Raw genomic sequence first — 22043 nt, 5'->3', positions numbered from 1 at the left:
CCCACCCCGGGGCCGCCCGTCATCAGGTTTTGCGGCGCAACGGCGTCCGCCAGGGTCTGTCCGGCGGATCAGGGTCTAGCCGAGACCCGGGTCCCGGTCGCGGGCCGCGTGCTCGTCGAAGGTCCGCATGGCCTTGGCGGTGACCGGGCCGGGCGCGGGCGACAGTTCGCGCCCGTCGACCCGGTGCACGGCCTGCACGTCGCGGAGGGTCGAGGTCAGGAAGACCTCGTCGGCGCTCTCCAGGACGTCCAGCGGCAGATCGGCCTCCTCCGCGCCGGTCCACCGGACGGCGAGGGCGCGGGTGATGCCCGCGAGGCAGCCGGAGGAGACGGGCGGGGTGAGGATCCGGCCGTCGACCACGACGAAGACGTTGGAGCCGGTGCCCTCGCAGAGCCGTCCCACCGTGTTGGCGAAGAGCGCCTCGGAGGCCCCCTCCTCACGCGCCCTGGCGAGGGCGACGACGTTCTCGGCGTACGAGGTGGTCTTGAGGCCGGTGAGGGCGCCGCGCTCGTTGCGGGTCCAGGGCACGGTGATCACGGCGGTGGAGTCGGGGCGGCGGCCGGTCTCGCCGAGGGCGACAACGAGGCTGGTGCCGGAGTCGCCGCGCTCCGAGCCGAGCGGGGAGGGACCGCCGGTGTACGTGATGCGGAGGCGGCCGAGCTCCATCGGGTTGGCCTCCAGGACGGCGGCGCAGGCGCGGCGCACCTCGTCGAGGTCCGGGTCGGGCAGGCCGAGGCCCCGGGCCGAGCGGGTGAGACGCTCCAGGTGGAGGGTGAGGGCGAACGTTTCGCCGCGCTCCGCCTTGACCGTCTCGAAGATGCCGTCGCCGACGGTCAGTCCATGGTCCAGTACGGAGACCCGGGCGGTCTCCGCGTCGTGCAGCCCGCCGTTGACCCAGAGTTTCATCGAGAAATGGCCTTTCCGGTCGCCTCGGGGGCGCCTTGTCCGTGGGCGCCCGACGCTATCGCGACCAGCCGGGACGCCTTCAGCTCGGTCTCCTCCCACTCGCGCTCCGGGTCGGAGCCCCAGGTGATTCCGGCGCCGGTGCCGAAGCGCAGCACGCCCTCGGGGCGGTCGATCCAGAAGGTGCGTATGCCCACGGCCAGCTCGCCGGTGCCCGCGTCGGCGTCGACCCAGCCGACGCCCCCGCAGTAGGGGCCCCGGGGCGCGGTCTCCAGGGCCTCGATGATCCGCAGCGCGCTGGACTTGGGGGCGCCCGTGACCGAGCCGGGCGGGAAGGTGGCGGTCAGCAGCTCGGGCCAGCCGGCGTCCTCGCGCAGCAGGCCGGTGACCGTGGAGACCAGGTGGACCAGGCCGGGGTGCTCCTCGACCGCGCAGAGGGCGGGGACGGCGACGGAGCCGGTCTCGCTGACGCGTCCCAGGTCGTTGCGGACCAGGTCGACGATCATCACGTTCTCCGCGTGGTCCTTGGGCAGGAGGTCGGCGGCGGTGCGGCCGGTGCCCTTGATGGGCCCCGAGGAGACCCGGGCCCCCTCCCGGCGCAGATAGAGCTCCGGGGAGGCGGTGGCGATCTCCACGCCGTGCGCGGGCAGCCGGATCGTTCCGGCGTACGGGGCGGGGTTGCCCCGGGCGAGCAGCGCGGTGAGCGCGTCCACGTCGGCGGCGGCCGGATCCGGCAGCGGCGCGGTGAGGACCCGGCAGAGGTTCGCCTGGTAGACCTCGCCCCGCGCAATGTGCTCCCGCACGCGCCGTACGCCCGCGGTGTACGCGGCGCGGTCCAGGGAGGACGTCCAGGCGTCGGCGGCGGGGCCGCGCCAGGCGCCCGGCACGGGCGGGGGCACCGGGTCCGGCCGCACGTCCCCGAAGCGGGCGCAGGTCAGGCGCCCCTCGAAGTCCGCGCAGACGGCCCAGAAGCCGGTGGAGTCCAGGGCCTCGGGGTCGTGGGTGACGTCCCGGAGGTCGGTGGCGACGAGGCCGCCGAAACGGGCCAGGGGAGCGAGGTCGTACACGCGTCGAGTCTAGGTCGGGCGGGGCCCGGGCACCGGGCCGCGTGCGCCGGGGGCTCCGCGCGACCCCGGGAACACGGCGAGTGAACGCCGCGCGAACCCTCCGGGGGTCTGAGCGGCGGCCGGGCCGGGGGCGTCGCCGGTGCCCCGGTCGGCCCGCAGGTCAGCACGCTGCGGAAACGCGTTTTTGTACTGGCCCGGGAATCCGCTAGAGTTCAACACGTCGCCGGGACGCGCAAGCGGAACGGAAACGACAAGCGGACGTGGCTCAGTTGGTAGAGCATCACCTTGCCAAGGTGAGGGTCGCGAGTTCGAATCTCGTCGTCCGCTCGATGTGGGGGATCTTCCCGAACCCCCGTATTCACTCCTGGTGGAGTGGCCGAGAGGCGAGGCAACGGCCTGCAAAGCCGTCTACACGGGTTCAAATCCCGTCTCCACCTCCAAGGACGATTAGCTCAGCGGGAGAGCGCTTCCCTGACACGGAAGAGGTCACTGGTTCAATCCCAGTATCGTCCACTGGACCCTCGGGTCCCGGATCTCCGGATCCCCCGCGCGATTAGCTCAGCGGGAGAGCGCTTCCCTGACACGGAAGAGGTCACTGGTTCAATCCCAGTATCGCGCACGCAGCACGACCGCCTTCGGGTAGGTTGTGCACGTCCCGCGCGATTAGCTCAGCGGGAGAGCGCTTCCCTGACACGGAAGAGGTCACTGGTTCAATCCCAGTATCGCGCACCAGAAGAACGAAGCCCCGGCCGCGTCTCGCGGCCGGGGCTTCTTCGTGTCAGTGCCTCACGAGGAGAAGAGCATCCGGCCGAAGCCGCGCTGGCGGTAGTGACCGCCGCCGTGGTGGCCGCCGTGGTGCGGGGCGCCCCAGGCGGGCGCGGCGGGAGCGGGCTGCGCCGGGTAGGCCTGGGGGGCGGGCGGCGCCGGCGGGGCCTGCTGCACCCACTGGGACTCCAGGCGGGTCAGGGCCTCCAGCTCCCCGTAGTCCAGGAATATGCCCCGGCAGCCGCTGCACTGCTCGATCTGGACGCCGTTGCGGTTGTACGTGTGCATGGCCGCATGACACTTGGGACACTGCATGGTCGGCTCAACTCCCTGACATTTCCGTTCGAATGGTGGCCTCACCTTACGTGGACGCCGAAAGTGCCTACCCGGTTCGATGTCCGGCGATGCGGGCGCAGGTGTCGATCATCACCTCCTCGACCTCGTCGAGCGGCCGGCGTTCGGCCGTGGACTTCGCGAGGGCCAGGGCGGCGGTCTGCACCGTCAGGGCCCGGGCCGGCACGTCGAGCCGGGCCCAGGGATCGGCGCCCACCGCCGGGCCGTCCGCCTCCCGGTACGCGCCGAGGAAACGGGACCAGACCTCCGGGGGCAGGATGCCGGCCGCGAACCAGGCGGCCGGACGGGCCAGGTCCCAGGCCGGATCCCCCGCGCCGAGGTCGTCGACGTCGATGAGCCGCCAGGACGGCGGATCCGACGGGGCGTGGGCGAGCCGGACCAACTGGCCCAGGTGGAAGTCGCCGTGGCAGAGCAGCCGGGGGGCGTCCGCGCGGTCCACGGGGACCGTCCGCCAGGCGGCGAGGACGGTGGCCGCGGCCGGGTGGTCCGGCGCCGCCCGGCGCATCCGGTCCACGGCGAGGGCCGCCTTGAGCGGGGCCCGCATCGCCGGAAGGCCCTCCGCGACTCCCGGCGGGAGCGGAGTGCGGTGGAGCAGGGCGAGGAGCCGCGCCGCCTCCTCCCAGGGAGCGGCGTCCGGATCCCCCGGGTCCACGGGCGGGCCGTACGGCCAGACGGTGACCGGACGCCCGCCGAGCCCGTCCGGAACGGCCAGCGACGGGGGGAGCGGCAGCGGCGGCAGGAGGATCCCGGCAAGGTCCGGGCGGGCGGCCAGAGCGAGCCGCGCGCGGTGCGCCTCGGGGTCGGTGTCGGGGGCGTGCGCCTTCACCACGAGCGCCCCGTGGCGTACGACGGTCCCGTCCTCCCGGTCCGCCAGCACCCCGACGAGCCCGCCGTCCGCGCAGCCGCAGGGGGCGGCACCGGGCGGGTGGGCGGCGGCGCGGGCCAGGGCGGCGAGGTGGTCGAGGGGGGCCGGCCGGGCGGACGGGGGCTGGGTGGGGGTCACGCGGGGAGCGTACGGGGTGGGGCGGCGGGTTCTCGTGGGAGGGCCGTGCGGGGGGCTGGGGCACGGGTCGGGTGCGGGGGCGCCTTGGGCAGGACCGTGCGGGGTCACGTGCGGGGCCGTAGGTGGATGCGGTGCCGGGTGCTCGTGCGCCAGGGTGGTGCGGGGTCACGTGCGGGGCCGTAGGGGGATTCGGTGCGGGGTGCTCGTACGGCAGGCGGGTGGGAACGCGCGAGGGCCGGTCGGCTCCCCAGCCGACCGGCCCCACGCTGCCGTCCGTCGCACCCCCGTCCCCACGGGGCTGATGGCCGGATGTCCCGACCCGGGCCGCTCTCCCGGGTCCGGGGCGCCGCTCAGCGCCCCAGCATCACGCCCACGGACGACGCCTGTGTGACCACCGCTTCCCAGCCGCCGAAGACGACCACCAGCAGGGCCGCGAGAGGAAGAACCATGGCCGTGGCCACCAGGGGGTGACGGCGGCCCGGAGGCCGGCTGGTCGTCCTCGGTGCCGTGTAGGCCATGGTTCCTCTCCCGTCGTGTGGCGCGGCGGGTGCGTAACCTCGGGGGACGAGTGCTGCACCCGCCGCGTGACAACAACCTTAGGAAGCGGGAAGCCCCGGCACGTCATGCCCGCGTACCGACTTCCGGGCCTCCCGGAGGATGACGGCCGCCCACACGGCGTACTCCCCTGGGTGGAGACGGGGGCGCACAACCCCGGGTCATCCCCGAGGGGTTGTCCAGGAGAGGTGTACGGGCGGCGAGCGGCGTGACATCGCTCACTTCCTTGATCGTCACGGGTGCGCCCCGGTCTGCGGGGTCCCGGAGGCCTTCCCCCGGGGGCGGGCGAGAGGGGTCCGAAGGGCTCTTCAAGTGGGCTGGGCGGGAAGGGGGTTGGGCGGCGGGGGCGACCGTCGGGCTCCGGAGGGTTCTCCCAGTACTGACAATCGATCCCGGTGCGAGGGCGCGGCCTATGAGCGCGTGCGGGCGCCACTACGTAAGCTGTGCCACGTCGAACGGACGAGGGGACGGACATGGCGATGATGCGGCTCCGGCGCGAGGATCCGCGGATCGTCGGGTCGTTCCGGCTCCACCGCAGGCTGGGAGCCGGCGGAATGGGCGTCGTGTACCTGGGGTCCGACCGGCGCGGCCAGCGGGTCGCCCTGAAGGTCATCCGGCCCGACCTCGCCGAGGACCAGGAGTTCCGGTCGCGGTTCGCCCGCGAGGTGTCCGCGGCCCGGCGGATCCGCGGCGGCTGCACGGCCCGGCTCGTCGCCGCCGACCTGGAGGCCGAGCGCCCCTGGTTCGCCACCCAGTACGTGCCCGGCCCCTCCCTGCACGACCGGGTCGCCGAGGAGGGACCCCTACGGGCCGCCGACGTGGCCTCCATCGGGGCCGCGCTCTCGGAGGGCCTGGTCGCCGTCCATGAGGCCGGCGTCGTGCACCGGGACCTCAAGCCGTCGAACATCCTGCTCTCCCCCAAGGGCCCTCGGATCATCGACTTCGGCATCGCCTGGGCCACCGGCGCCAGCACCCTCACCCACGTGGGCACCGCCGTCGGCTCCCCCGGCTTCCTCGCCCCCGAGCAGGTGCGCGGCGCCGCCGTCACCCCCGCCACCGACGTCTTCTCGCTCGGCGCCACCCTCGCGTACGCGGCGATGGCCGACTCCCCCTTCGGACACGGCAGTTCCGAAGTCATGCTCTACCGGGTCGTGCACGAGGAACCGCACCTGAACGGCGTGCCCGACGCGCTGGCGCCCCTCGTCCGGGCCTGTCTCGCGAAGGACCCCGAGGACCGGCCCAGCACGCTCCAGCTGTCGATGCGGCTCAAGGAGATCGCGGCCCGCGAGGCCCAGGGGCTGCCCGTGTCCCGGCCGCCCGTGCAGCGGGAGCGCGCCGAGGAGCGGAACACCGTCCGGCCCACCGAGCGGTACACCGAGTACACCGAACGGGACACACGCGGGCGTGGACCCGAGCGGACAGGCGAACGGGGGGTCGAGCGCGGCTCCGATCGGGAGCGCGAGCGCGGTCAGGGGCGGGGGGCGTCCTCCCGGTCCTCCGCCGGGCCCCGGACCGGGGGCTCGCGGTCCCCGCAGTCCCGGCCCGGCACCCGGCCCGGCGTCCGCTCCACCTCGACGGGCCGCCGCCCCGCCAACCCCCGGCTGCTGCGGCAGCGGCTCTTCGTCTTCGTGGTCGTCACCCTGGTCGTCGCCCTCGGCATCGCCGCCGCTCAGGCGCTCCAGAGCTGAGCCGTCCGGGGCCGAGCCTCCCGAGGCCTCAGGCTTCGGGGCGGCCCGTCGCCACCGCGTAGAAGGCGACGGCCGCCGCCGCCCCCACGTTGAGCGAGTCCACGCCGTGGGCCATCGGGATGCGGACCCACTCGTCGGCGGCCTTCAGGGCCTTCTGCGACAGGCCCTCGCCCTCCGCGCCCAGCATCAGCGCCACCCGGTCCAGCTTGTGCGGGGCCGCCTCGTCGATGGAGACCGCCCGCTCCGCCGGAGTGAGCGCGAGAAGCCGGAAGCCCGCCTCCCGTACCGTTCCCAGGCCGTGCGGCCAGCCCTCCAGGCGGGCGTACGGGACCGAGAAGACCGCGCCCATGGACACCTTCACCGAGCGCCGGTAGAGCGGGTCCGCGCAGTCCGGGGAGAGCAGGACGGCGTCCATGCCCAGGGCGGCGGCGCTGCGGAAGATGGCGCCGATGTTCGTGTGGTCGTTGACCGACTCCATCACCACCACCCGGCGGGCCTCCGCCAGCAGCCCGGACGCCTCCGGAAGCTCCTTGCGCTGCATGGACGCGAGGGCGCCCCGGTGCACGTGGTAGCCGGTGACCCGCTCCGCCAGGTCCGGGTCGATCACGTACACCGGTGCCCCGGCCCCGTCGATGACGTCCCGCATGGTGTCGACCCACTTGGCCGAGAGCAGCATCGACCGCATCGCGTACCCGGCCTGCCCCGCCCTGCGGATGACCTTCTCGCCCTCCGCGATGAACAGGCCCTCGGCCGGCTCCCGTCTGCGGCGGAGCTCGACGTCGGTCAGGCCGGTGTAGTCGTGCAGGCGGGGGTCGTCGGGGGTATCGATCGTGATCAGTTCGGCCACGGGGTGCTGCTGCCTCGTTCGGGGTCGGGTGTGGGATTGTGTTTTTACGCCGTCGGCCTGTTCGGGCCTTCCGTCACCACGGGGCCTATGACGATCACCGCCGGCGGCCGGACCTCCTGGGTCCTGACCGTCTCCTCGACCGTCGCCAGCGTCGCGTCCACCCGGCGCTGGGCCGCCGTCGTGCCCTCCTGGATCAGCGCCAGGGGGGTCTCCGGGGCCTTGCCGTGGGCGATCAGGGCCTCCGCGATCTTTCCGATCTTGTCGACGCCCATGAGGATCACCAGGGTGCCCGTCAGCTTGGCGAGCGAGGCCCAGTCGACCAGGGAGCGCGGGTCGTCGGGGGCCACGTGGCCGCTGACCACCGTGAACTCGTGGGCCACGCCCCGGTGCGTGACCGGGATGCCGGCCGCGCCGGGCACCGAGATCGAGCTGGAGATGCCCGGGACGACCGTGCAGGCGATGCCCTCGGCGGCGAGCGCCTGCGCCTCCTCCATGCCCCGGCCGAAGACGAACGGGTCGCCGCCCTTCAGGCGGACCACCGACTTCCCCGCCTTCGCGTGCTCGATCAGCGCGTTGTTGATCGCCTCCTGGGCCATGAACCGGCCGTACGGGATCTTCGCCGCGTCGATCACCTCGACGTGCGGGGGCAGCTCGTCCAGGAGGTCGCGGGGGCCCAGGCGGTCCGCGATCACCACGTCCGCCTCCGCGAGCAGGCGGCGGCCGCGCACCGTGATCAGGTCCGGGTCGCCGGGGCCGCCGCCGACCAGGGCGACGAACGGGGTGCGGGCGCGGTGCTGGGGCGCCGCGATCGAGCCGTCCCGCAGGCCCTCCACGATCGCGTCCCGCACGGCGGCCGAGCGCCTCGGGTCGTGGCCGGTGAGCACCGCCACGGTGACGCCGTCGCCGCGGCCGGTGGCCGGGGTCCAGGCGGTGGCCGCCTCGGCGTCGTCCGAGCGCACGCACCAGGTCCGGGTCCGCTCGGCCTCGGCGGAGGCGGCCTCGTTGGTGACGGGGTCGGTCGTGGCCACCAGGACGTACCAGGCGTCCGCGAGGTCGCCCTCTTCGTACCGGCGCTTGAGCCAGGTGATCTCGCCCGTCTCCGCCATCACGTCCACGGACGGGGTCGCGGACGGGGAGATCAGGGTGATGTCGGCGCCCGCGGCGATCAGGGCCGGGAGGCGGCGCTGGGCGACTTGGCCGCCGCCGAGGACGACCACGCGGCGGCCGGCGAGGCGGAGGCCCACCGGGTAGGCGGGGTGGGCGTCGGGGGTCGCCTTCTCGGTGTTCTCGGCCATGGGTGAGCGGCTCCTCGGGGCGTGGCAGGTGCGGCCGCTGCGGCGGTGGAGCGGCTGGTGGGACGCTGTTTCGGGTCCCGGCTTCGGGTTCCGGGTCCGGTTCCGGTTTCGGGTCCCACGATATCGGTGGCCCCGGGGGGTCACCCTGTGACGGATCTCCCCGCCGTGGGGCGTGACGTGGGGGCCGCTCCGGAACAGGGTTCGGGACTGCATGATTTACGGCGCCCGAGGCCCATGGAAGCCTCACCCGCTGGTCGCGCCACAAATCACGCTTTACGTCCCGAACCCTGTTCCTGCGCGGCCCCCACTCCCGTGAGTGGGTGGGGGCCGCGCCGTGGTGCTACTTCTCGGTGACTCCCGCCGAGTCGAACGTGGCCACCTCGTGCATCGCGCGGGCCGCGCTCTGCACCAGCGGGAGGGCGAGCAGGGCGCCCGTGCCCTCGCCGAGACGGAGGTCCAGGTCGACCAGGGGGCGCAGGCCCAGCTTGTTCAGGGCCGCCACGTGGCCCGGCTCGGCGCTGCGGTGGCCCGCGATGCAGGCCGCGAGGGACTCCGGGGCGATCGCCCGGGCCACCAGGGCCGCCGCTCCGGTGGAGACGCCGTCCAGGATCACCGGGGTGCGCAGGGAGGCCGCGCCCAGGATCAGGCCCACGAGGGCCGCGTGCTCCAGGCCGCCGACCGCCGCGAGGGCGCCGATCGGGTCCTCCGGGTCCGGGGTGTGCAGGGCGAGGGCGCGGCGGACCACGTCCACCTTGCGGGCGTGCGTCTCGTCGTTGATGCCGGTGCCCCGGCCCGTGACCTCGGCCGGGTCCGCGTCGGTGAAGACGGAGATCAGGGCGGCGGACGCCGTGGTGTTGGCGATGCCCATCTCGCCCGTGAGCAGCGCCTTGTTGCCCGCTGCCACGAGGTCGCGGGCCGTCTCGATGCCCACCTCGATCGCGGCCAGGACCTCTTCGCGGGTCATCGCGGGGCCCGTGGTGAAGTCGGCGGTGCCGGGGCGGACCTTGCGGGGCAGGAGGCCCGGGGTGGCCGGGAGCTCGGAGGCCACGCCGACGTCGACGACGCAGACCTCGGCGCCGACCTGGTTGGCGAACGCGTTGCAGACCGCTCCCCCGCCGAGGAAGTTGGCCACCATCTGGCCGGTGACCTCCTGCGGCCAGGGCGTGACGCCCTGGGCGTGGACGCCGTGGTCGCCCGCGAAGACCGCGACGGCCGCGGGCTCCGGGATCGGCGGCGGGCACATCCGGGAGAGGCCGGCGAGCTGGGCGGAGATGATCTCCAACATGCCGAGGGCCCCTGCGGGCTTGGTCATGCGCTTCTGGCGTTCCCAGGCCTCGCCGAGCGCCTTGGCGTCCAGCGGGCGGATGTTCGCGACGGTCTCCTGGAGGAGGTCGTGCGGCTCCTCGCCGGGCAGGGCGCGGCGGCCGTACGTCTCCTCGTGGACGACCCAGGCCAGCGGGCGGCGCTTGGACCAGCCCGCCTGCATCAGCTCGGGCTCCTCGGGGAACTCGTCCACGTATCCCACGCAGAGGTACGCGACCACTTCGAGGTGCTCGGGGAGGCCGAGGGCGCGGACCATCTCGCGCTCGTCGAAGAAGCTGACCCAGCCGACGCCGAGGCCCTCGGCGCGGGCCGCGAGCCAGAGGTTCTCGACCGCGAGCGCGGAGGAGTACGGGGCCATCTGCGGCTGCGTGTAGCGGCCGAGGGTGTGGCGGCCGCCCCGGGTGGGGTCGGCGGTCACCACGATGTTGACCGGGGTGTCGAGGATGGCCTCGATCTTCAGTTCCTTGAACTGCTTCGCCCGGGCCTTCGGGAGCGACCTGGCGTACGCCTCGCGCTGCCGCTGGGCCAGCTCGTGCATCGTCTGCCGCGTTTCGGCGGAGCGGATGACGACGAAGTCCCAGGGCTGGGAGTGGCCGACGCTGGGGGCCGTGTGGGCGGCCTCCAGGACGCGGAGCAGCACCTCGTGCGGGATCGGGTCGGAGCGGAAGCCGTTGCGGATGTCGCGGCGCTCGCGCATGACGCGCAGGACCGCCTCGCGCTCGGCGTCGTCGTAGCCGGGGGCCGCGGGAGCCGTGGGGGCTTCGGGGGCAGCGAGGTCTTCGGGGGCCGCGGGGGTGGACACCTGCTCCTGGGCCGGGGCCGGAGTCGGCTCCGGGGTGGGGAGTGCCTCCGGGGTGGGTGCCGGTTCCGGGGTGGAGAGCACCTCGGGAGTGGATACCGGTTCCAGGGTGGGTGCCAGTTCCGGGGCCGGGGTCGGTTCCGGGGACAGGATCGGTTCCGGGGTGGGTGCCGGTTCCGGGGACGGGGTCGGCTCCTGTGTCGGTTCTGGGGCCGGGGTCGGCTCTTGGGCGGGCACCTGGTCCTGGGCCGGGAGCGGTTCCGGGGCGAAGGCCGGTTCCGGGGCCGGGGTCGGCTCCGGGGTGAGTGCCTGCTCCTGTGCCTGCTCCTGGGGCTCTTCCGGAGTCTCCGGGGTCTCCTGCGGCTGCTGCTCGGGGGTCGCCTCCGCGACCGGCTCCACGGTCGGCTGCTCCGCCGGGGCCTCGGGCTCGGGAGCCGTCTCCTCGGCCACGGGCGCGACGGGCTCCGGTTCGGTGGCTTCCGGTGCCGTCGGTTCGGGCTCGCGCGGTGCGGGCACGACGATCGCCTCGGGGGCGGTCGGCTCCTCCCAGATCTCCGGGGCGGCCTCGGGCGTCGGCTCCGCCGTGGCGGCGGGCTCCTCCGGCGCCGGAATCGACTCGGCCGGCGGCTCGGGGGCCAGGTGCGGGGTCGTCGGGACGGTGCCGTCGACCTGGACGAACTGGCCGGAGTGGTCCCGCTGCGGGACGACCGTTTCTGCGGGGGGCTGCGCCACCGGCTCCTGCGCGGTCCACGGCTCGGCGCCCTGCGGCGCGAGCTGCTGCTCCTGCGCGATCTCGAAGTACTCGGGGCCCGTGGTCGGCGGGCCCGGGTTCCGGACCGGCACCGGGGCGGGGCCGGTGGCCACCAGGGGCTCCGGAGCGGGCTGCGGGACGGGGGCGGGCGCGGTGGCCGGGCCCCGGTCGGCCAGCGAGCGGACGACTCCGCCGGTGGCCTCGGGCACGGGCGGGCCCATGTGCAGCGGGCGGCGGGCGGGCGGCGGGGTCTGCGCCGCGGCCTGCGGGGGCACCTGGACGCCGCCGAGGTCGACGGAGCCCGTGTCGAGGATGCCGGGCTCGTAGCCGTGGTCGGTGAGGACCGGCTCGTACGGGGGCACGGGGACGCCGTGCGCGGGAGTACCGGCGGGGACGCCGTGCGCCGGGGTGCCGGCGTACGGGACGTCGCCGAGGGCGGCGGGCTCGGGGAGCGGGTCCGTGAGCGGGTCCGGCAGGGGGTCCGTCAGCGGGTCCCCCGTCGGAACCGGGGCCTCCTGGTGCGGGAGCACGGGGGGCGGCACGGCGACCGGCGGTGCGGGCACGACGCCCGGCGGGTGCTCGCTCCAGGCGCCCTGGGCGCCCGGCATCAGGAGCAGGTCGTCGTCCTCGGGGGTGTGCTCGGAGGGGTCCAGGAAGGTGTACGCGCCCGGTGCGGGGATGCCCGGCTGCTCGACCATGCCTGCGTTCTCCGGCAGCCCCTCGCCCGGGACCTGGCCGGTGTCCGTCATGCGTACCCCTCGCCCATCGCTTGTGCTCCTTCAGACCTGCGCCCGTCGACAAGAACGAGCGTGCGCGCCGCGCGGCACGAAGGACGCGGACACCTGCACATTGTCCCGGCCCTCGGTCCCCGTGGCAGGAAGATTCGCCACGGTGCGCTGTGGACTGCGCCACGTCGCGCGGTCCCCCCTTGTCGCGTACCACACCGGTGTCCCCGAGGGGCCACCATTTCCGGACATCGATACACGAAGTGACGAACGTCCGGACGCGGTACAACAATCGGCCAGCCTACCCCGACCGGCGGGGCGGCCGGGTCACGGGGCGCGGTCGATCCTGCGTCCGGAGAGCAGGAAGACGGCCGAACGATCGCGTTCCGACCAGGTGTCCGGGTCGAGTCCGACGGTCTGGAGGAGGAGGGCCTCGACGGCGTAGCCGCCGGCGGCGGTGAGGGCGGCGGCGATCGCCTCGGCCTCGTCGCGGGTGGAGGCGTGGGCGACGATGCGCTCCGGGCGCCGGTCGGCACAGGCGGTGACGACCTGGACGCCGCCGGTCGCGATCCGGACGACGTCGGGTTCGGGGAGGCTCTCCAGGACGTGCGGGGCGCGGCCCCGGACGGTCTGGAGGGGGACGCCGTGGCGGCGGGCGGCGGCCTCGGTGCGGGCGCAGGCGGCCGGGTCGGGGTCGACGGCGATGACGGCGGCGCCGAAGCGGGCGGCCTCCACGGAGAAGGCGCCGCCCGCGCAGCCGATGTCCCAGACGAGGTCGCCGGTGCGGGGCCCGAGACGGGCGAGCTGGGCGGCGCGGAGGGCGGGGTCCTCGCCCGCCTTCGGCCGGGCCCGATCGGTTCCGGGGCCGTGCTCCTCGGAGTCGTACTCCTCGGTGGGGAGGCCCCAGCCGCGGACGGGGCGGACGGACGGGTCCCGGCCCGCGAGCCAGGGGGTGGTCGGGGTGCCGCCGCCCCCGCCGATGACGAGGACGACGTTGGGGTCGCGCCAGGTGTGGTCGGCGGCCTTGTCGGAGGTGAGGACGGAGACCCGTTCGCGGTCGGTGCCGATCTCCTCGCAGACGACGAAGGTGCGGTGGACGCCGTCGAGGAGGAGGGCGAGCTCGGCGGGGCCCGCGCCCGGCGAGGTGAGGACGGCGACCTTGGGGTGGGCGCGGCAGACATTGACGGCGCGGCGCAGGGTGCGCTGCTGGGCGACGACGATCCGGGCGTCCTCCCAGGGCATCCCGGCGCGGGCGAAGGCGGCGGCGACGGAGGAGACGGCCGGGACGACCTCGACCTCCAGGCCGTGCTCGGGGGCGCGCAGGGTGCGGACGACGCCGAAGAAGCCGGGGTCGCCGTCGGCGAGGACGACGGCGGTGCCGCGGTGGCCGGCGATGCGGCGGGCGGCGAGGTCGACGCTGCCGAGGCGGATGCGTTCGGCGGCGGGGGGCACCTCGGGCCGGGCCAGGTGGTGGCCGGCTCCGGCCACCAGGGTGGCGGCGGAGAGCGCGGACAGGGCCGCCGGGGAAAGGGGCGAGCCGTCCCAGCCGATCACCGTGACGCGGTCGGCCATCGTCGTCTGTCTCCCTGTGGTGTTGTCGCAGGTCGGGGGCGTGCCGAGCGTACCCGGTCGTCAGCTCCAGTCGGTGTACGAGGAGTATCCGGCCTCGGCCATCTGGTCGGCGACGTCGTCGAGGTCCTCGGGGAGGAGGCCCCAGAGGATGAAGTCGGTGCGCAGCTCGGTCCAGCCGCCGTCCTCGGTGCGGGTGCGGGCTATGCAGGCGTTGCGCAGGACGCCCTCGCTGATGCAGCCGATCTTCTGGGCGACCTGCTGGGAGGCGGTGTTGTCGGCGGCGGTGCGCAGTTCCAGGCGTTCGAACTTCCGGTCGTTGAAGAGCCACCGGGCGGTGGCGAGGGCGGCTTCGGAGGCGTAGCCCTCGCCCCGGGCCCAGGGGGCGACGATGTAGGAGAGTTCGGTGGAGCGGACGCGCCAGTCGGTGTTGCTCAGCTGGACGACGCCGACGAGGCGCTGGGTGAGGAACTCGGTGACGGCGAGGTCGAGTCCGCGGCCGGCGGCGCGTTCGGCGGGGGCGTGCTCGGTGATCCAGCGGTGGGCGGCGGCCTCGGTGTAGGGCTGGGGCACGGCGGTCCAGGCGCCGACGAGTTCGTCGTTCATCATCTCGGCGAGCGCGGGGGCGTCCGCCTCCTCGAACGCGCGCAGCACCAACCGGTCCGTGTTGATGGAGATGTCCGGAAAGGTGGTAGTCATGCGCAGCTCCATGCCGTGGACCGTCCGAATCGACCGTGAACGCACAGCATGCAGCATGGCGCCGCCGGTGCGCATGGCCGGGTGGGGTACGGCGGAAGGCCCCGCGCACCGGACGGGGTGCGCGGGGCCTTCCGCTCAAGGACTGTACGGGGGAACCGGTCTGACGGTCCCTCGGACGGCGGTTACTCCTTGGGGGCGCCGAAGGCCGGGATGACCGAGCCCTTGTAGGTGTCCTCGATGAACTTCTTCACCTCGGGCGAGTTGAGGAGCTCGGCGAGCTTCTGCACGCGGGCGTCCTTCTCGTTGCCCTTCTTGACGGCGAGGAAGTTGGCGTACGGGTTGTCCTCGGCCTTCTCCAGGGCGATGGCGTCCTTCGCCGGCTCCAGCTTGGCCTCCAGGGCGTAGTTGCCGTTGATGACCGCGGCGTCCACGTCGTTCAGGGCGCGGGGCACGGTGGCGGCCTCCAGCTCCTTGAACTCCAGGCCCTTCTTGTCGGTGATGTCGGAGAGCTTGGCGTTGGTGCCGACGCCGTCCTTGAGGGTGATCAGGCCGTTCTCGGCGAGGAGCTGGAGCGAGCGGCCGCCGTTGGTGGTGTCGTTGGGGACGGCGACGGTCTGGCCGGGCTTGATGTCCTTCAGCGACTTCAGCTTCTTGGAGTAGAGGCCGAGCGGCTCCAGGTGGACGTTGACCACGGGGACGATGGTGGTCTTGTTCTTCTGGTTGAAGTCGTCGAGGTACGGCTTGTGCTGGAAGAAGTTGGCGTCGACCTGGCCGGACTGGGTGGCGGTGTTCGGCAGGACGTAGTCCGTGAACTCCTTCACCTCCAGCTTCAGGCCCGCCTTCTCGGCCAGGTTGTCCTTGACGTAGTTGAGGATGTCGGCGTGCGGCGTCGGGGACGCGGCGACGACGAGGGGCTTGTCGGCGGCGCCGGCCGAGTCCTTGGAGGAGGACGGGTCGGAGGAGGTGCCGCAGGCGCTCAGACCGAGGGCGAGGGCGGCGGTGGCGGCGATGCCGGCGGTGAGCTTGATGTTCTTGCGCACGAAGAGTGCCTCTTTCGGGTGGAGTGGTAGTCGTCTGGACAACAAGTCCGGACTGTTCTTCGCAGGACGAAGTCGGGGGGCGGGGCGGGACGGCTCAGGCCGTGCGGCCCCGGCGGGCGAGGAGTCGGACGACTCCGTCGCCGATGAGCTGGACGACGGTCACGATGACGACCAGGACGACCACCGTGACGAGCATGAAGGTGGTGTCGAAGCGCTGGTAGCCGTAGGTGACGGCCTTGGAGCCGAGGCCTTCGCCGCCGACCGCGCCGGCCATCGCGGAGTAGCCGATGAGCACGATCACGGTGGTGGTGACGCCGGAGACCAGGGAGGGCAGGGACTGCGGGAGCAGGACCTTGCGGACGATGGTGGGGATGCCGCCGCCCATGGCCTGGACGGCTTCGACGAGTCCGTGGTCGACCTCGCGGATCGCGGTCTCGACGAGGCGCGCGAAGAAGGGGATGGCGCCGATGGCGAGCGGCACGATCATCGCGGTCGGGCCGATGAAGGTGCCGACGACGAAGGTGGTGAAGGGGATCAGGGCGATCAGCAGGATGATGAAGGGCAGCGAGCGCCCGACGTTCACGATCGCGCCGACGACCTTGTTCACCGGCCGGTTCTGGAGCAGTCCGCCCTTGTCGGTGAGGACGAGGAGGATGCCGAGCGGCAGGCCGCCGAGGACGGTGACGACGGTGGCCCACAGGACCATGTAGAGGGTGTCGACGGTGCCCTGCTCCAGCAGGGGCTGCATCTCGGACCAGGTCACTTGGCACCTTCCTTCACCAGTACGGTCGCCGCGTCGGACGCCGGTTCCGGGACAACCGTTTCTTCGGCGGTCTCGGCTTCTTCCACGACCTCGACCTGGAGGCCCTGCTCGCGCAGGAAGCCGACCGGGACGACGTTCTCCTCGTACGGTCCGGGCAGTTCGATCCGCATCCGGCCGATCTGCTTGCCGCCGACGGTGTCCATCGCCGCCCCGAGGATCGAGATGTCGATGTTGTACGTGCGGGAGAGCTGGGAGATGACCGGCTGGGTCGCGGCCTCGCCGTGGAAGGTGACGTCGACGACCGTGCGGTCGGGGCCGGTGGGGGCGCCGCTGACCGGGAAGAGCTCGGCGGCGAGCTGGGAGCCGGGGGTGGCGAGCAGTCCGCCGACGGTGCCGGACTCGACGACGCGCCCGTGCTGCATGAGGGCGGCGGAGTCGCAGATGGTCTTGACGACGTCCATCTCGTGCGTGATGAGCAGGACGGTGAGGCCGAGCTGCTGGTTGAGGTCGCGCAGGAGCTGGAGGATGGAGCGGGTGGTCTCCGGGTCGAGGGCGCTGGTGGCCTCGTCGGAGAGCAGGACCTTGGGCTTGCCTGCGAGGGCGCGGGCGATGCCGACGCGCTGCTTCTGGCCGCCGGAGAGCTGGGCGGGGTAGGCCTTGGCCTTGTCGGCGAGGCCGACGAGGTCGAGGAGTTCCAGGGCGCGGCGGGAGCGCTCGGCGCCGGATATGCCGAGGATCTCCAGGGGGAGCTCGATGTTGTCCTTGACCGTGCGGGAGGACAGCAGGTTGAAGTGCTGGAAGACCATGCCGATGCTGCTGCGCGCCCGGCGCAGGTCCTTGCCCGCGCGGCGGCCCTTCCCGGCGAGGGCGGTGAGGTCGACGCCGTCGACGGTCACCGTGCCGGAGGTGGGGCGCTCCAGGAGGTTGACGCAGCGGATGAGGGAGGACTTGCCGGCGCCGCTCTGGCCGATCACGCCGAACACCTCGCCCTCGCGGACGTGGAGGTCGACGCCGTCCAGAGCGGTGACCTGCCGGCCGCGCGACTCATAGACCTTGGTCAGGCCCGAAGTGGTGATCACAGGGGTTTCCGTCACTGTCGAGTGCGCGACGCGGGGTCCGTCACGCACGGGGCATTCGTCATCGGACAGTCAGGCGCACGGAGCCGGTCCGGCGGATGGCCGGGCGTCGGCGGGTGCGCGGGGCGGGCACGGTCCGCCGCCGTGGGGCGGGGGCCGGCGCGGCCGTCGGTCTCGCTTCGGGGCGCGAAACGCAGCGGGAGCCCTCAGATGGCGCACATTCGACACATACAACGAGCACCGGGCGTCGTGATCGCCTCGGTCGCAAGGGTGCGGCTGCTCGTCGTGGTCATGTCTGCAAGTAAAGCACGCACGGTCGCGGGCGAAAGGGGGCTGTCCGAATAGCGGACGTTGATGAGACGCCATGCGGACACTTCGGAGGCTTCCCCTCCGCTTCCCTTCGGCCGTGCGGACCGCGCTGTGGCCTGCGGGGACGGGGCTGCGGGCCGGTGCGGGCGGGGGTGGGCGCGGGGCCCGTCGGGGTGCCGGTTGTGGCCAAGGCCACGCGGGGGCGGGGGCGGTGGGGAGGGCCGAGCGCATCGGGTCATTCGGACCGTAATACCCTCGGGCCCATGCTCGACGCCCTGACGGTCGCGGTCTCCGTGGCCGCGCTCGCCCTCGCCGCCTGGTGCGGCTTCGCCGCCTTCCGCGACCTGCCGACCAAGGACTGGCACTTCATCGGCATGGCCGTGGTGACCTTCCTGGTCCTGGTCCAGCTGATCGTCGGCATCGTGCAGCTGGCGCGCGGCGAGAAGGCCGAGGAGGGCGCGACGATCTTCGTCGCCTATCTGCTCGGCGCGCTGTGCGCGGTGCCGATCGCCGGCTTCATGTCGCTCGCGGAGCGCAGCCGGTGGGGTTCGGCGACGGTGGCGGCCGGCGCGGTCGTCCTGGCCGTGCTCGAAGTGCGTCTCTACGACATCTGGACGGTGGGCTGACCATGACCGCGACCGAGGGAACGACCCGTCTGGTCAAGGGGCCGGGGATGCTCCTCGTCTGGCTGTACGGCGTGATGTCGGTCGGCGCGGTCTCCCGCTCGATCTACCAGATCGCCACCGAGTTCGACCGGGCGCCGCTCGCGTACGCCCTGTCGGGGGTGGCGGCGGTCGTCTACGTCTTCATCACGTACACGCTGGTACGGGGCGGGGAGAGGGCCCGCAGGGCGGCGCTGGTGTGCTGCGCCGCCGAGCTCGCGGGCGTGCTGGTCGTGGGGACCTGGACGCTGGTCGAGCCGTCCGCCTTCCCGGACGCGACGGTCTGGTCGGACTTCGGCTACGGCTACGTCTTCATCCCGGTGCTGCTGCCGCTGACCGGGATCTGGTGGCTGCGGAGGTCCAAGGCCGTCTAAGGCCTCCCGACCCTGATCCGCCGGACGGCACTGGGGCGTCGTCCCTAGGCGGCCTTCTCCAGGGTCACCAGGGTGAGCTCGGGGCCGACTTCCCGGGTGGCGACCCGGGCGTACCCCTTGCTGCGGTAGAGGCGCAGGTTGAGTTCGCTGCGGTGGCCGGTGAAGAGCTGGAAGCGCTTGGCGGGGAAGGCCGGTTCGGGGGCGTCGGCGAAGTGGCGCTCGATGGCGTCGAGGAGCCGGCCGCCGAGGCCGTGCCGCCGCATCCGCGGGTGGACGATGAGCTTGGCGATCCGTACGGTGCCGTCCTCGTCGGCGCGGGCCCGTACGGAGGCGACGACCTCGTCGCCGAGGCGGGCCACGAGCCCGTGCCCCTCCTCCAGTTCGGTGCGCAGGGCGTCGAGGGACTGGGTGAGCGGCTCGATGGACCAGTCTCCGTAGAGCTCCGCCTCGCTCTGGTAGCAGAGGTACTGCAGCTTCAGGATGTGCTCCGCGTCCCGCGCGTCCGCCGCCGAGATGGTCACGCTCAGGCCCATGTGTGCACGCCTCCCGCTCATCTGCCGATCATCGGTTCAACACACCCTTCCCCGTCGGCTCGGGGCGGGAACCTCCGCAGCCAGCATTCTGCGCAGGCATCCCAGGCAACGGGAACGCATCGGCCCCAGACTCCCCTGTGAGATACCCAACTCTCCTGCGATTTCGCGGTAGGTACGGTCCTTGGGGTCGAGCATCGCGGCGAGGACCCCGGGGCAGCGGCCGGGGGTGCGGGTGACGGCGGCGCGCAGGGTGCGGCGGCCCTCGGCGGCGAGGAGGGAGCCCTCCGGGGAGCCGTGGGGCTCGGCGCCGGCCGGTTCGTGGACGGGCTCGGTCCGGTAGGGGCGTTCCCGGTCGCCGGTCCTGCGGGCGCGGCGGGCTTCGGCCCGTACGGCCCGGCGGAGCCATTCGGCGGGCCGCTCGGGGGCGCCGGTGTCCCGGAGGCGTTCCAGGAGGCGGAGCCAGACGGCCTGTTCCAGGTCGCCGGGTTCGACTCCGGCGGCCGGTGCCTCGGCATCCGACTCGGCGGCGAGGAGCGGGGCGAGCGCGGCGAGGAGGTCGGCCGGGGTGTCGGGGGCGGCGGGGGTGCCCGTGGTGGAGTCGGCGGGGGTGGCGGGGGTGGTCATGCCCCGCACGATGCCGGGGTACGCGCCCGTGGTTGCGGTACGGGGCGTAAACCACCCGGGAGGGGGTCGTGCGGGCCCGGGGGCCGGGCCCGCGGGGGCGTCAGCGGCGGGCGGTGAGGTCCGCGGCGGCGAGCAGGGCGGTGTCCGGGTTGTCGGAGAAGATGCCGTCGATGCCCGTCTCCAGGTACGTCCTCAGAGCGCCGAAGGAGTCGCCGTAGGCGTTCGGGTCGGTGCCCCTGCGGAACTCGGCGGGCAGGAAGGCGTTCTCGTTGCGGTGCGTGTACGGGTGGAGGACGAGCCCGGCCGCGTGCGCGTCGCGGACCAGGGCGGTCGGGGTGCCGAGCCTGCCCTCCGCGTTCCGGGGGATCACCAGGTCGAGCGTGGGGCCGATGCCCTTCGCGTACGAGGAGATCCACCGCAGGCCCTCAGGGGTGACCAGGTCTGCGACCGTGCGCGGGTCCCCGGCCTCGGTGAAGTCCCAGGGGCGGCTGCCCGCGCCGGAGAGCAGGACCACGCCGGGGGCGTCGACCAGCTTCGCCAGGCGCCGGATGCTGCTCGGCTCGAAGGACTGGAGGATGACCGGGGAGTGCGCGCGGTGGCGTCCGTACCGGCGCAGGAGCTTGGCGAGCCGCTCCTCCAGGCCGAGGCCGAGGGAGCGGAAGTAGCTGGGGTGCTTGGTCTCGACGTACAGCCAGACCTCGCGGCCCCGGCGGCGGCCCTCCTCGTCGGCCCAGCGCAGCACCTCCTCGAAGGTGGGGACCGTCCAGCGCCCGTCGTAGAGGGTGTTCTCCTGGCGGTTGCCGGGGATCCGCTCCTTGGCGCGCAGGGTCTTGAGCTCGGCGAGCGTGAAGTCCTCGGTGAACCAGCCGGTGAGCGCGGTCCCGTCGACGGTCTTGGTGGTCCTCCGGGAGGCGAACTCGGGGTGGTCGGCGACGTCGGTGGTGCCGGTGATGTCGTTCTCGTGGCGGCAGACCAGGTGTCCGTCCCGGGTGGGGACGAGGTCCTGCTCGATCACGTGGGCGCCGAGGTCGAGGGCCAGCCGGTACGAGCCGAGGGTGTGTTCGGGGCGGTAGCCGCTCGCGCCGCGGTGGCCGATGACCGTGGGGACGGGCAGGGAGCGGTAGCCGCGGCCGTGGCCGTGCGCGCCGCTCGTCCCCGCGGCGGGGGTGGCCTGCGCGGGGCCGGCGGTGAGGGCCGCGGAGGCGCCGAGGACGGTGGCGCCCGCCGCGCCGAGAACCGTCCGCCGTGCCGGGGTCCGGCGTTCGCCCTGGGTCATAAGGGATCCTCCTGAGTGGACCGGGGTGTGATGTCCCGCACCTGTCGGCGGTGACCCCGACGCTAGGCACGGAGCCCCTACGGGCGGCAGACCTGCGCCGAACATGGCGGAAACACGTGTCAACACTGCGTATCCACCCGGTGAACCCGATGTGCGCGCGGTGGTGACCCGCGAGTATCGTCGCCACCTGCACCGTCGGTGCGGCCACCTTCGCCCGACCCGCTTCCCACCGGAGGAACCGTTGTCCCGTCTCGCGATCATCAAGGCAGTGCTCGGGCCGGTCATGCGCCTGATGTTCCGCCCCCGCGTGGAGGGCGCAGAGAACATTCCGGGGACGGGTCCCGTGATCCTCGCGGGGAACCACCTGACGTTCATCGACTCGATGATCATGCCGATCTGCCTGGACCGTCCGGTCTACTTCATCGGCAAGGACGAGTACGTGACGGGCAAGGGGATCAAGGGCCGGGCGATGGCCTGGTTCTTCACCAGCGTCGGCATGATCCCGGTGGACCGGGACGGCGGCCGGGGCGGTGTGGCGGCGCTGATGACGGGCCGCCGGATCCTGGAGGAGGGCAAGGTCTTCTCGATCTACCCGGAGGGCACCCGCTCCCCCGACGGCCGGCTGTACCGGGGCCGTACGGGCATCGCGCGGCTGACCCTGATGACGGGCGCGCCGGTGGTGCCGTTCGCGATGATCGGCACCGACAAGATCCAGCCGGGCGGGGCGGGCTTCCCGCGTCCGGGCCGGGTGACGGTCCGTTTCGGCGAGGCGATGGAGTTCTCGCGGTACGAGGGGATGGACCGCGACCGCTACGTCCTGCGGGCGGTGACGGACTCGGTGATGGCCGAGGTGATGCGGCTCTCCGGGCAGGAGTACGTGGACATGTACGCCACCAAGGCGAAGGCCGCGTAGGCCCCTTGCGCACAGAGGGGGGGGGGGGCCCCCCCGGGGGCGGGGGGGGGGGGCCCCCCCCCCCGGGGGGGGGGGGGGGGGGGGGGGGGGGCGGGGCGCGGGGGGGGGGGGGGCGGGGGCGGGGCCCCCC

19 protein-coding genes and 5 tRNA genes are annotated in these 22043 nt (G+C 73.5%); 9 read left to right on the top strand and 15 right to left on the bottom strand.

Annotated elements, in window-relative coordinates; all coding sequences use genetic code 11:
* Positions 1-75 precede the first annotated feature (75 nt).
* Positions 76-906, bottom strand: coding sequence for an aminotransferase class IV (locus ACIQVI_RS26830; protein WP_403600290.1), 831 nt, complete (start codon positions 904-906; stop codon positions 76-78).
* Positions 903-1970 carry a chorismate-binding protein gene (locus ACIQVI_RS26825; protein ID WP_403600287.1) on the bottom strand — a complete coding sequence of 356 codons (1068 nt, stop codon included), beginning with the start codon at positions 1968-1970 and terminating at the stop codon, positions 903-905. Before ACIQVI_RS26825 ends, ACIQVI_RS26830 begins: the two co-directional genes overlap by 4 nt.
* A gap of 254 nt (positions 1971-2224) precedes the next feature.
* Between ACIQVI_RS26825 and ACIQVI_RS26820 the strand changes: the two genes are divergently transcribed.
* From ACIQVI_RS26820 to ACIQVI_RS26800, 5 genes are all read left to right on the top strand, one after another.
* Positions 2225-2297 (top strand) — tRNA-Gly (locus tag ACIQVI_RS26820).
* A gap of 39 nt (positions 2298-2336) precedes the next feature.
* Positions 2337-2410, top strand: a tRNA-Cys gene (locus ACIQVI_RS26815).
* Between the two features lies 1 nt (position 2411).
* Positions 2412-2483: transfer RNA gene (locus ACIQVI_RS26810), tRNA-Val, on the top strand.
* A gap of 34 nt (positions 2484-2517) precedes the next feature.
* A tRNA-Val gene (locus ACIQVI_RS26805) sits at positions 2518-2589 on the top strand.
* Between the two features lie 38 nt (positions 2590-2627).
* Positions 2628-2702, top strand: a tRNA-Val gene (locus tag ACIQVI_RS26800).
* Positions 2703-2756: 54 nt separating this feature from the next.
* On the opposite strand, the gene ACIQVI_RS26795 is transcribed toward ACIQVI_RS26800, so the two are convergent.
* Both ACIQVI_RS26795 and ACIQVI_RS26790 read right to left on the bottom strand, forming a co-directional pair.
* Positions 2757-3050 carry a zf-TFIIB domain-containing protein gene (locus ACIQVI_RS26795; protein ID WP_053644148.1) on the bottom strand — a complete coding sequence of 98 codons (294 nt, stop codon included), beginning with the start codon at positions 3048-3050 and terminating at the stop codon, positions 2757-2759.
* 67 nt (positions 3051-3117) lie between these two features.
* The gene (locus tag ACIQVI_RS26790; protein ID WP_403600284.1) at positions 3118-4092 is read right to left on the bottom strand and encodes a phosphotransferase family protein; all 975 of its coding nucleotides are present in this window, start codon (positions 4090-4092) and stop codon (positions 3118-3120) included.
* A 1028-nt stretch (positions 4093-5120) separates the two neighbouring features.
* Here ACIQVI_RS26790 and ACIQVI_RS26785 point away from each other — a divergent pair.
* Complete coding sequence (locus ACIQVI_RS26785; protein WP_403600281.1) at positions 5121-6335, top strand: serine/threonine-protein kinase; 1215 nt, start codon at positions 5121-5123, stop codon at positions 6333-6335.
* Between the two features lie 28 nt (positions 6336-6363).
* Here the strand turns inward: ACIQVI_RS26785 and ACIQVI_RS26780 are convergent, their stop codons facing one another.
* The 8 genes from ACIQVI_RS26780 to ACIQVI_RS26745 all read right to left on the bottom strand — a co-directional run bounded on the left by ACIQVI_RS26780 (position 6364) and on the right by ACIQVI_RS26745 (position 17225).
* Positions 6364-7182 carry a TrmH family RNA methyltransferase gene (locus ACIQVI_RS26780; protein WP_403600279.1) on the bottom strand — a complete coding sequence of 273 codons (819 nt, stop codon included), beginning with the start codon at positions 7180-7182 and terminating at the stop codon, positions 6364-6366.
* Between the two features lie 44 nt (positions 7183-7226).
* The gene (gene cobA, locus ACIQVI_RS26775) at positions 7227-8477 is read right to left on the bottom strand and encodes a uroporphyrinogen-III C-methyltransferase (protein WP_351973035.1); all 1251 of its coding nucleotides are present in this window, start codon (positions 8475-8477) and stop codon (positions 7227-7229) included.
* 340 nt (positions 8478-8817) lie between these two features.
* Positions 8818-12099 carry a nicotinate-nucleotide--dimethylbenzimidazole phosphoribosyltransferase gene (gene cobT / locus ACIQVI_RS26770; protein WP_403600276.1) on the bottom strand — a complete coding sequence of 1094 codons (3282 nt, stop codon included), beginning with the start codon at positions 12097-12099 and terminating at the stop codon, positions 8818-8820.
* Positions 12100-12402: 303 nt separating this feature from the next.
* Positions 12403-13647 (bottom strand): precorrin-6y C5,15-methyltransferase (decarboxylating) subunit CbiE, encoded by a 1245-nt coding sequence (gene cbiE, locus ACIQVI_RS26765; protein ID WP_403600273.1) that lies wholly within the window; start codon positions 13645-13647, stop codon positions 12403-12405.
* A gap of 60 nt (positions 13648-13707) precedes the next feature.
* Positions 13708-14343: a GNAT family N-acetyltransferase gene (locus ACIQVI_RS26760; protein ID WP_351973038.1), complete on the bottom strand. Its 636-nt coding sequence runs from the start codon at positions 14341-14343 to the stop codon at positions 13708-13710.
* Between the two features lie 182 nt (positions 14344-14525).
* Positions 14526-15383, bottom strand: a complete 858-nt coding sequence (locus ACIQVI_RS26755) for a MetQ/NlpA family ABC transporter substrate-binding protein (RefSeq protein ID WP_351974269.1) — start codon at positions 15381-15383, stop codon at positions 14526-14528.
* A 94-nt stretch (positions 15384-15477) separates the two neighbouring features.
* A complete protein-coding gene (locus ACIQVI_RS26750) occupies positions 15478-16146 on the bottom strand; it encodes a methionine ABC transporter permease (protein WP_121829005.1) in 669 nt (222 codons plus the stop codon).
* On the bottom strand, positions 16143-17225 hold the full coding sequence (locus ACIQVI_RS26745) for a methionine ABC transporter ATP-binding protein (RefSeq protein WP_403600268.1): 1083 nt from the start codon (positions 17223-17225) through the stop codon (positions 16143-16145). Before ACIQVI_RS26745 ends, ACIQVI_RS26750 begins: the two co-directional genes overlap by 4 nt.
* 569 nt (positions 17226-17794) lie before the next feature.
* Here ACIQVI_RS26745 and ACIQVI_RS26740 point away from each other — a divergent pair.
* Both ACIQVI_RS26740 and ACIQVI_RS26735 read left to right on the top strand, forming a co-directional pair.
* The gene (locus ACIQVI_RS26740; protein ID WP_121829007.1) at positions 17795-18157 is read left to right on the top strand and encodes a hypothetical protein; all 363 of its coding nucleotides are present in this window, start codon (positions 17795-17797) and stop codon (positions 18155-18157) included.
* A gap of 2 nt (positions 18158-18159) precedes the next feature.
* The gene (locus ACIQVI_RS26735; RefSeq protein WP_351971454.1) at positions 18160-18567 is read left to right on the top strand and encodes a hypothetical protein; all 408 of its coding nucleotides are present in this window, start codon (positions 18160-18162) and stop codon (positions 18565-18567) included.
* A gap of 44 nt (positions 18568-18611) precedes the next feature.
* Here ACIQVI_RS26735 and ACIQVI_RS26730 read toward each other — a convergent pair whose 3' ends face one another.
* The 3 genes from ACIQVI_RS26730 to ACIQVI_RS26720 all read right to left on the bottom strand — a co-directional run bounded on the left by ACIQVI_RS26730 (position 18612) and on the right by ACIQVI_RS26720 (position 21000).
* The gene (locus ACIQVI_RS26730; RefSeq protein WP_351971456.1) at positions 18612-19100 is read right to left on the bottom strand and encodes a GNAT family N-acetyltransferase; all 489 of its coding nucleotides are present in this window, start codon (positions 19098-19100) and stop codon (positions 18612-18614) included.
* Positions 19101-19136: 36 nt separating this feature from the next.
* Positions 19137-19724 (bottom strand): sigma-70 family RNA polymerase sigma factor, encoded by a 588-nt coding sequence (locus ACIQVI_RS26725; protein ID WP_403600265.1) that lies wholly within the window; start codon positions 19722-19724, stop codon positions 19137-19139.
* Between the two features lie 100 nt (positions 19725-19824).
* Positions 19825-21000: a glycerophosphodiester phosphodiesterase gene (locus tag ACIQVI_RS26720; RefSeq protein WP_403600262.1), complete on the bottom strand. Its 1176-nt coding sequence runs from the start codon at positions 20998-21000 to the stop codon at positions 19825-19827.
* A gap of 241 nt (positions 21001-21241) precedes the next feature.
* On the opposite strand from ACIQVI_RS26720, the gene ACIQVI_RS26715 reads away from it, so the two are divergent.
* Positions 21242-21913: a lysophospholipid acyltransferase family protein gene (locus ACIQVI_RS26715; protein WP_351971451.1), complete on the top strand. Its 672-nt coding sequence runs from the start codon at positions 21242-21244 to the stop codon at positions 21911-21913.
* The last annotated feature ends 130 nt before the right edge of the window (positions 21914-22043 follow it).

The organism is Streptomyces sp. NPDC098101 (assembly GCF_044760185.1).
In the GTDB taxonomy this organism is placed as follows: domain Bacteria; phylum Actinomycetota; class Actinomycetes; order Streptomycetales; family Streptomycetaceae; genus Streptomyces.
Note: the sequence above shows the minus strand (reverse complement) of the source record. Positions and strands in the feature narration are given on the sequence as shown.

Bases quoted from the DNA above. Each gene is read 5' to 3' on its own strand.
- ACIQVI_RS26760 (WP_351973038.1), bottom strand. From the start codon at position 14,343: ATGACTACCACCTTTCCGGACATCTCCATCAACACGGACCGGTTGGTG.
- ACIQVI_RS26720 (WP_403600262.1), bottom strand. From the start codon at position 21,000: ATGACCCAGGGCGAACGCCGGACCCCGGCACGGCGGACGGTTCTCGGC.
- cbiE (WP_403600273.1), bottom strand. From the start codon at position 13,647: ATGGCCGACCGCGTCACGGTGATCGGCTGGGACGGCTCGCCCCTTTCC.
- ACIQVI_RS26785 (WP_403600281.1), top strand. From the start codon at position 5,121: ATGGCGATGATGCGGCTCCGGCGCGAGGATCCGCGGATCGTCGGGTCG.
- ACIQVI_RS26795 (WP_053644148.1), bottom strand. From the start codon at position 3,050: ATGCAGTGTCCCAAGTGTCATGCGGCCATGCACACGTACAACCGCAAC.
- ACIQVI_RS26830 (WP_403600290.1), bottom strand. From the start codon at position 906: ATGAAACTCTGGGTCAACGGCGGGCTGCACGACGCGGAGACCGCCCGG.
- ACIQVI_RS26740 (WP_121829007.1), top strand. From the start codon at position 17,795: ATGCTCGACGCCCTGACGGTCGCGGTCTCCGTGGCCGCGCTCGCCCTC.
- cobT (WP_403600276.1), bottom strand. From the start codon at position 12,099: ATGACGGACACCGGCCAGGTCCCGGGCGAGGGGCTGCCGGAGAACGCA.
- ACIQVI_RS26735 (WP_351971454.1), top strand. From the start codon at position 18,160: ATGACCGCGACCGAGGGAACGACCCGTCTGGTCAAGGGGCCGGGGATG.
- ACIQVI_RS26730 (WP_351971456.1), bottom strand. From the start codon at position 19,100: ATGGGCCTGAGCGTGACCATCTCGGCGGCGGACGCGCGGGACGCGGAG.
- ACIQVI_RS26725 (WP_403600265.1), bottom strand. From the start codon at position 19,724: ATGACCACCCCCGCCACCCCCGCCGACTCCACCACGGGCACCCCCGCC.
- cobA (WP_351973035.1), bottom strand. From the start codon at position 8,477: ATGGCCGAGAACACCGAGAAGGCGACCCCCGACGCCCACCCCGCCTAC.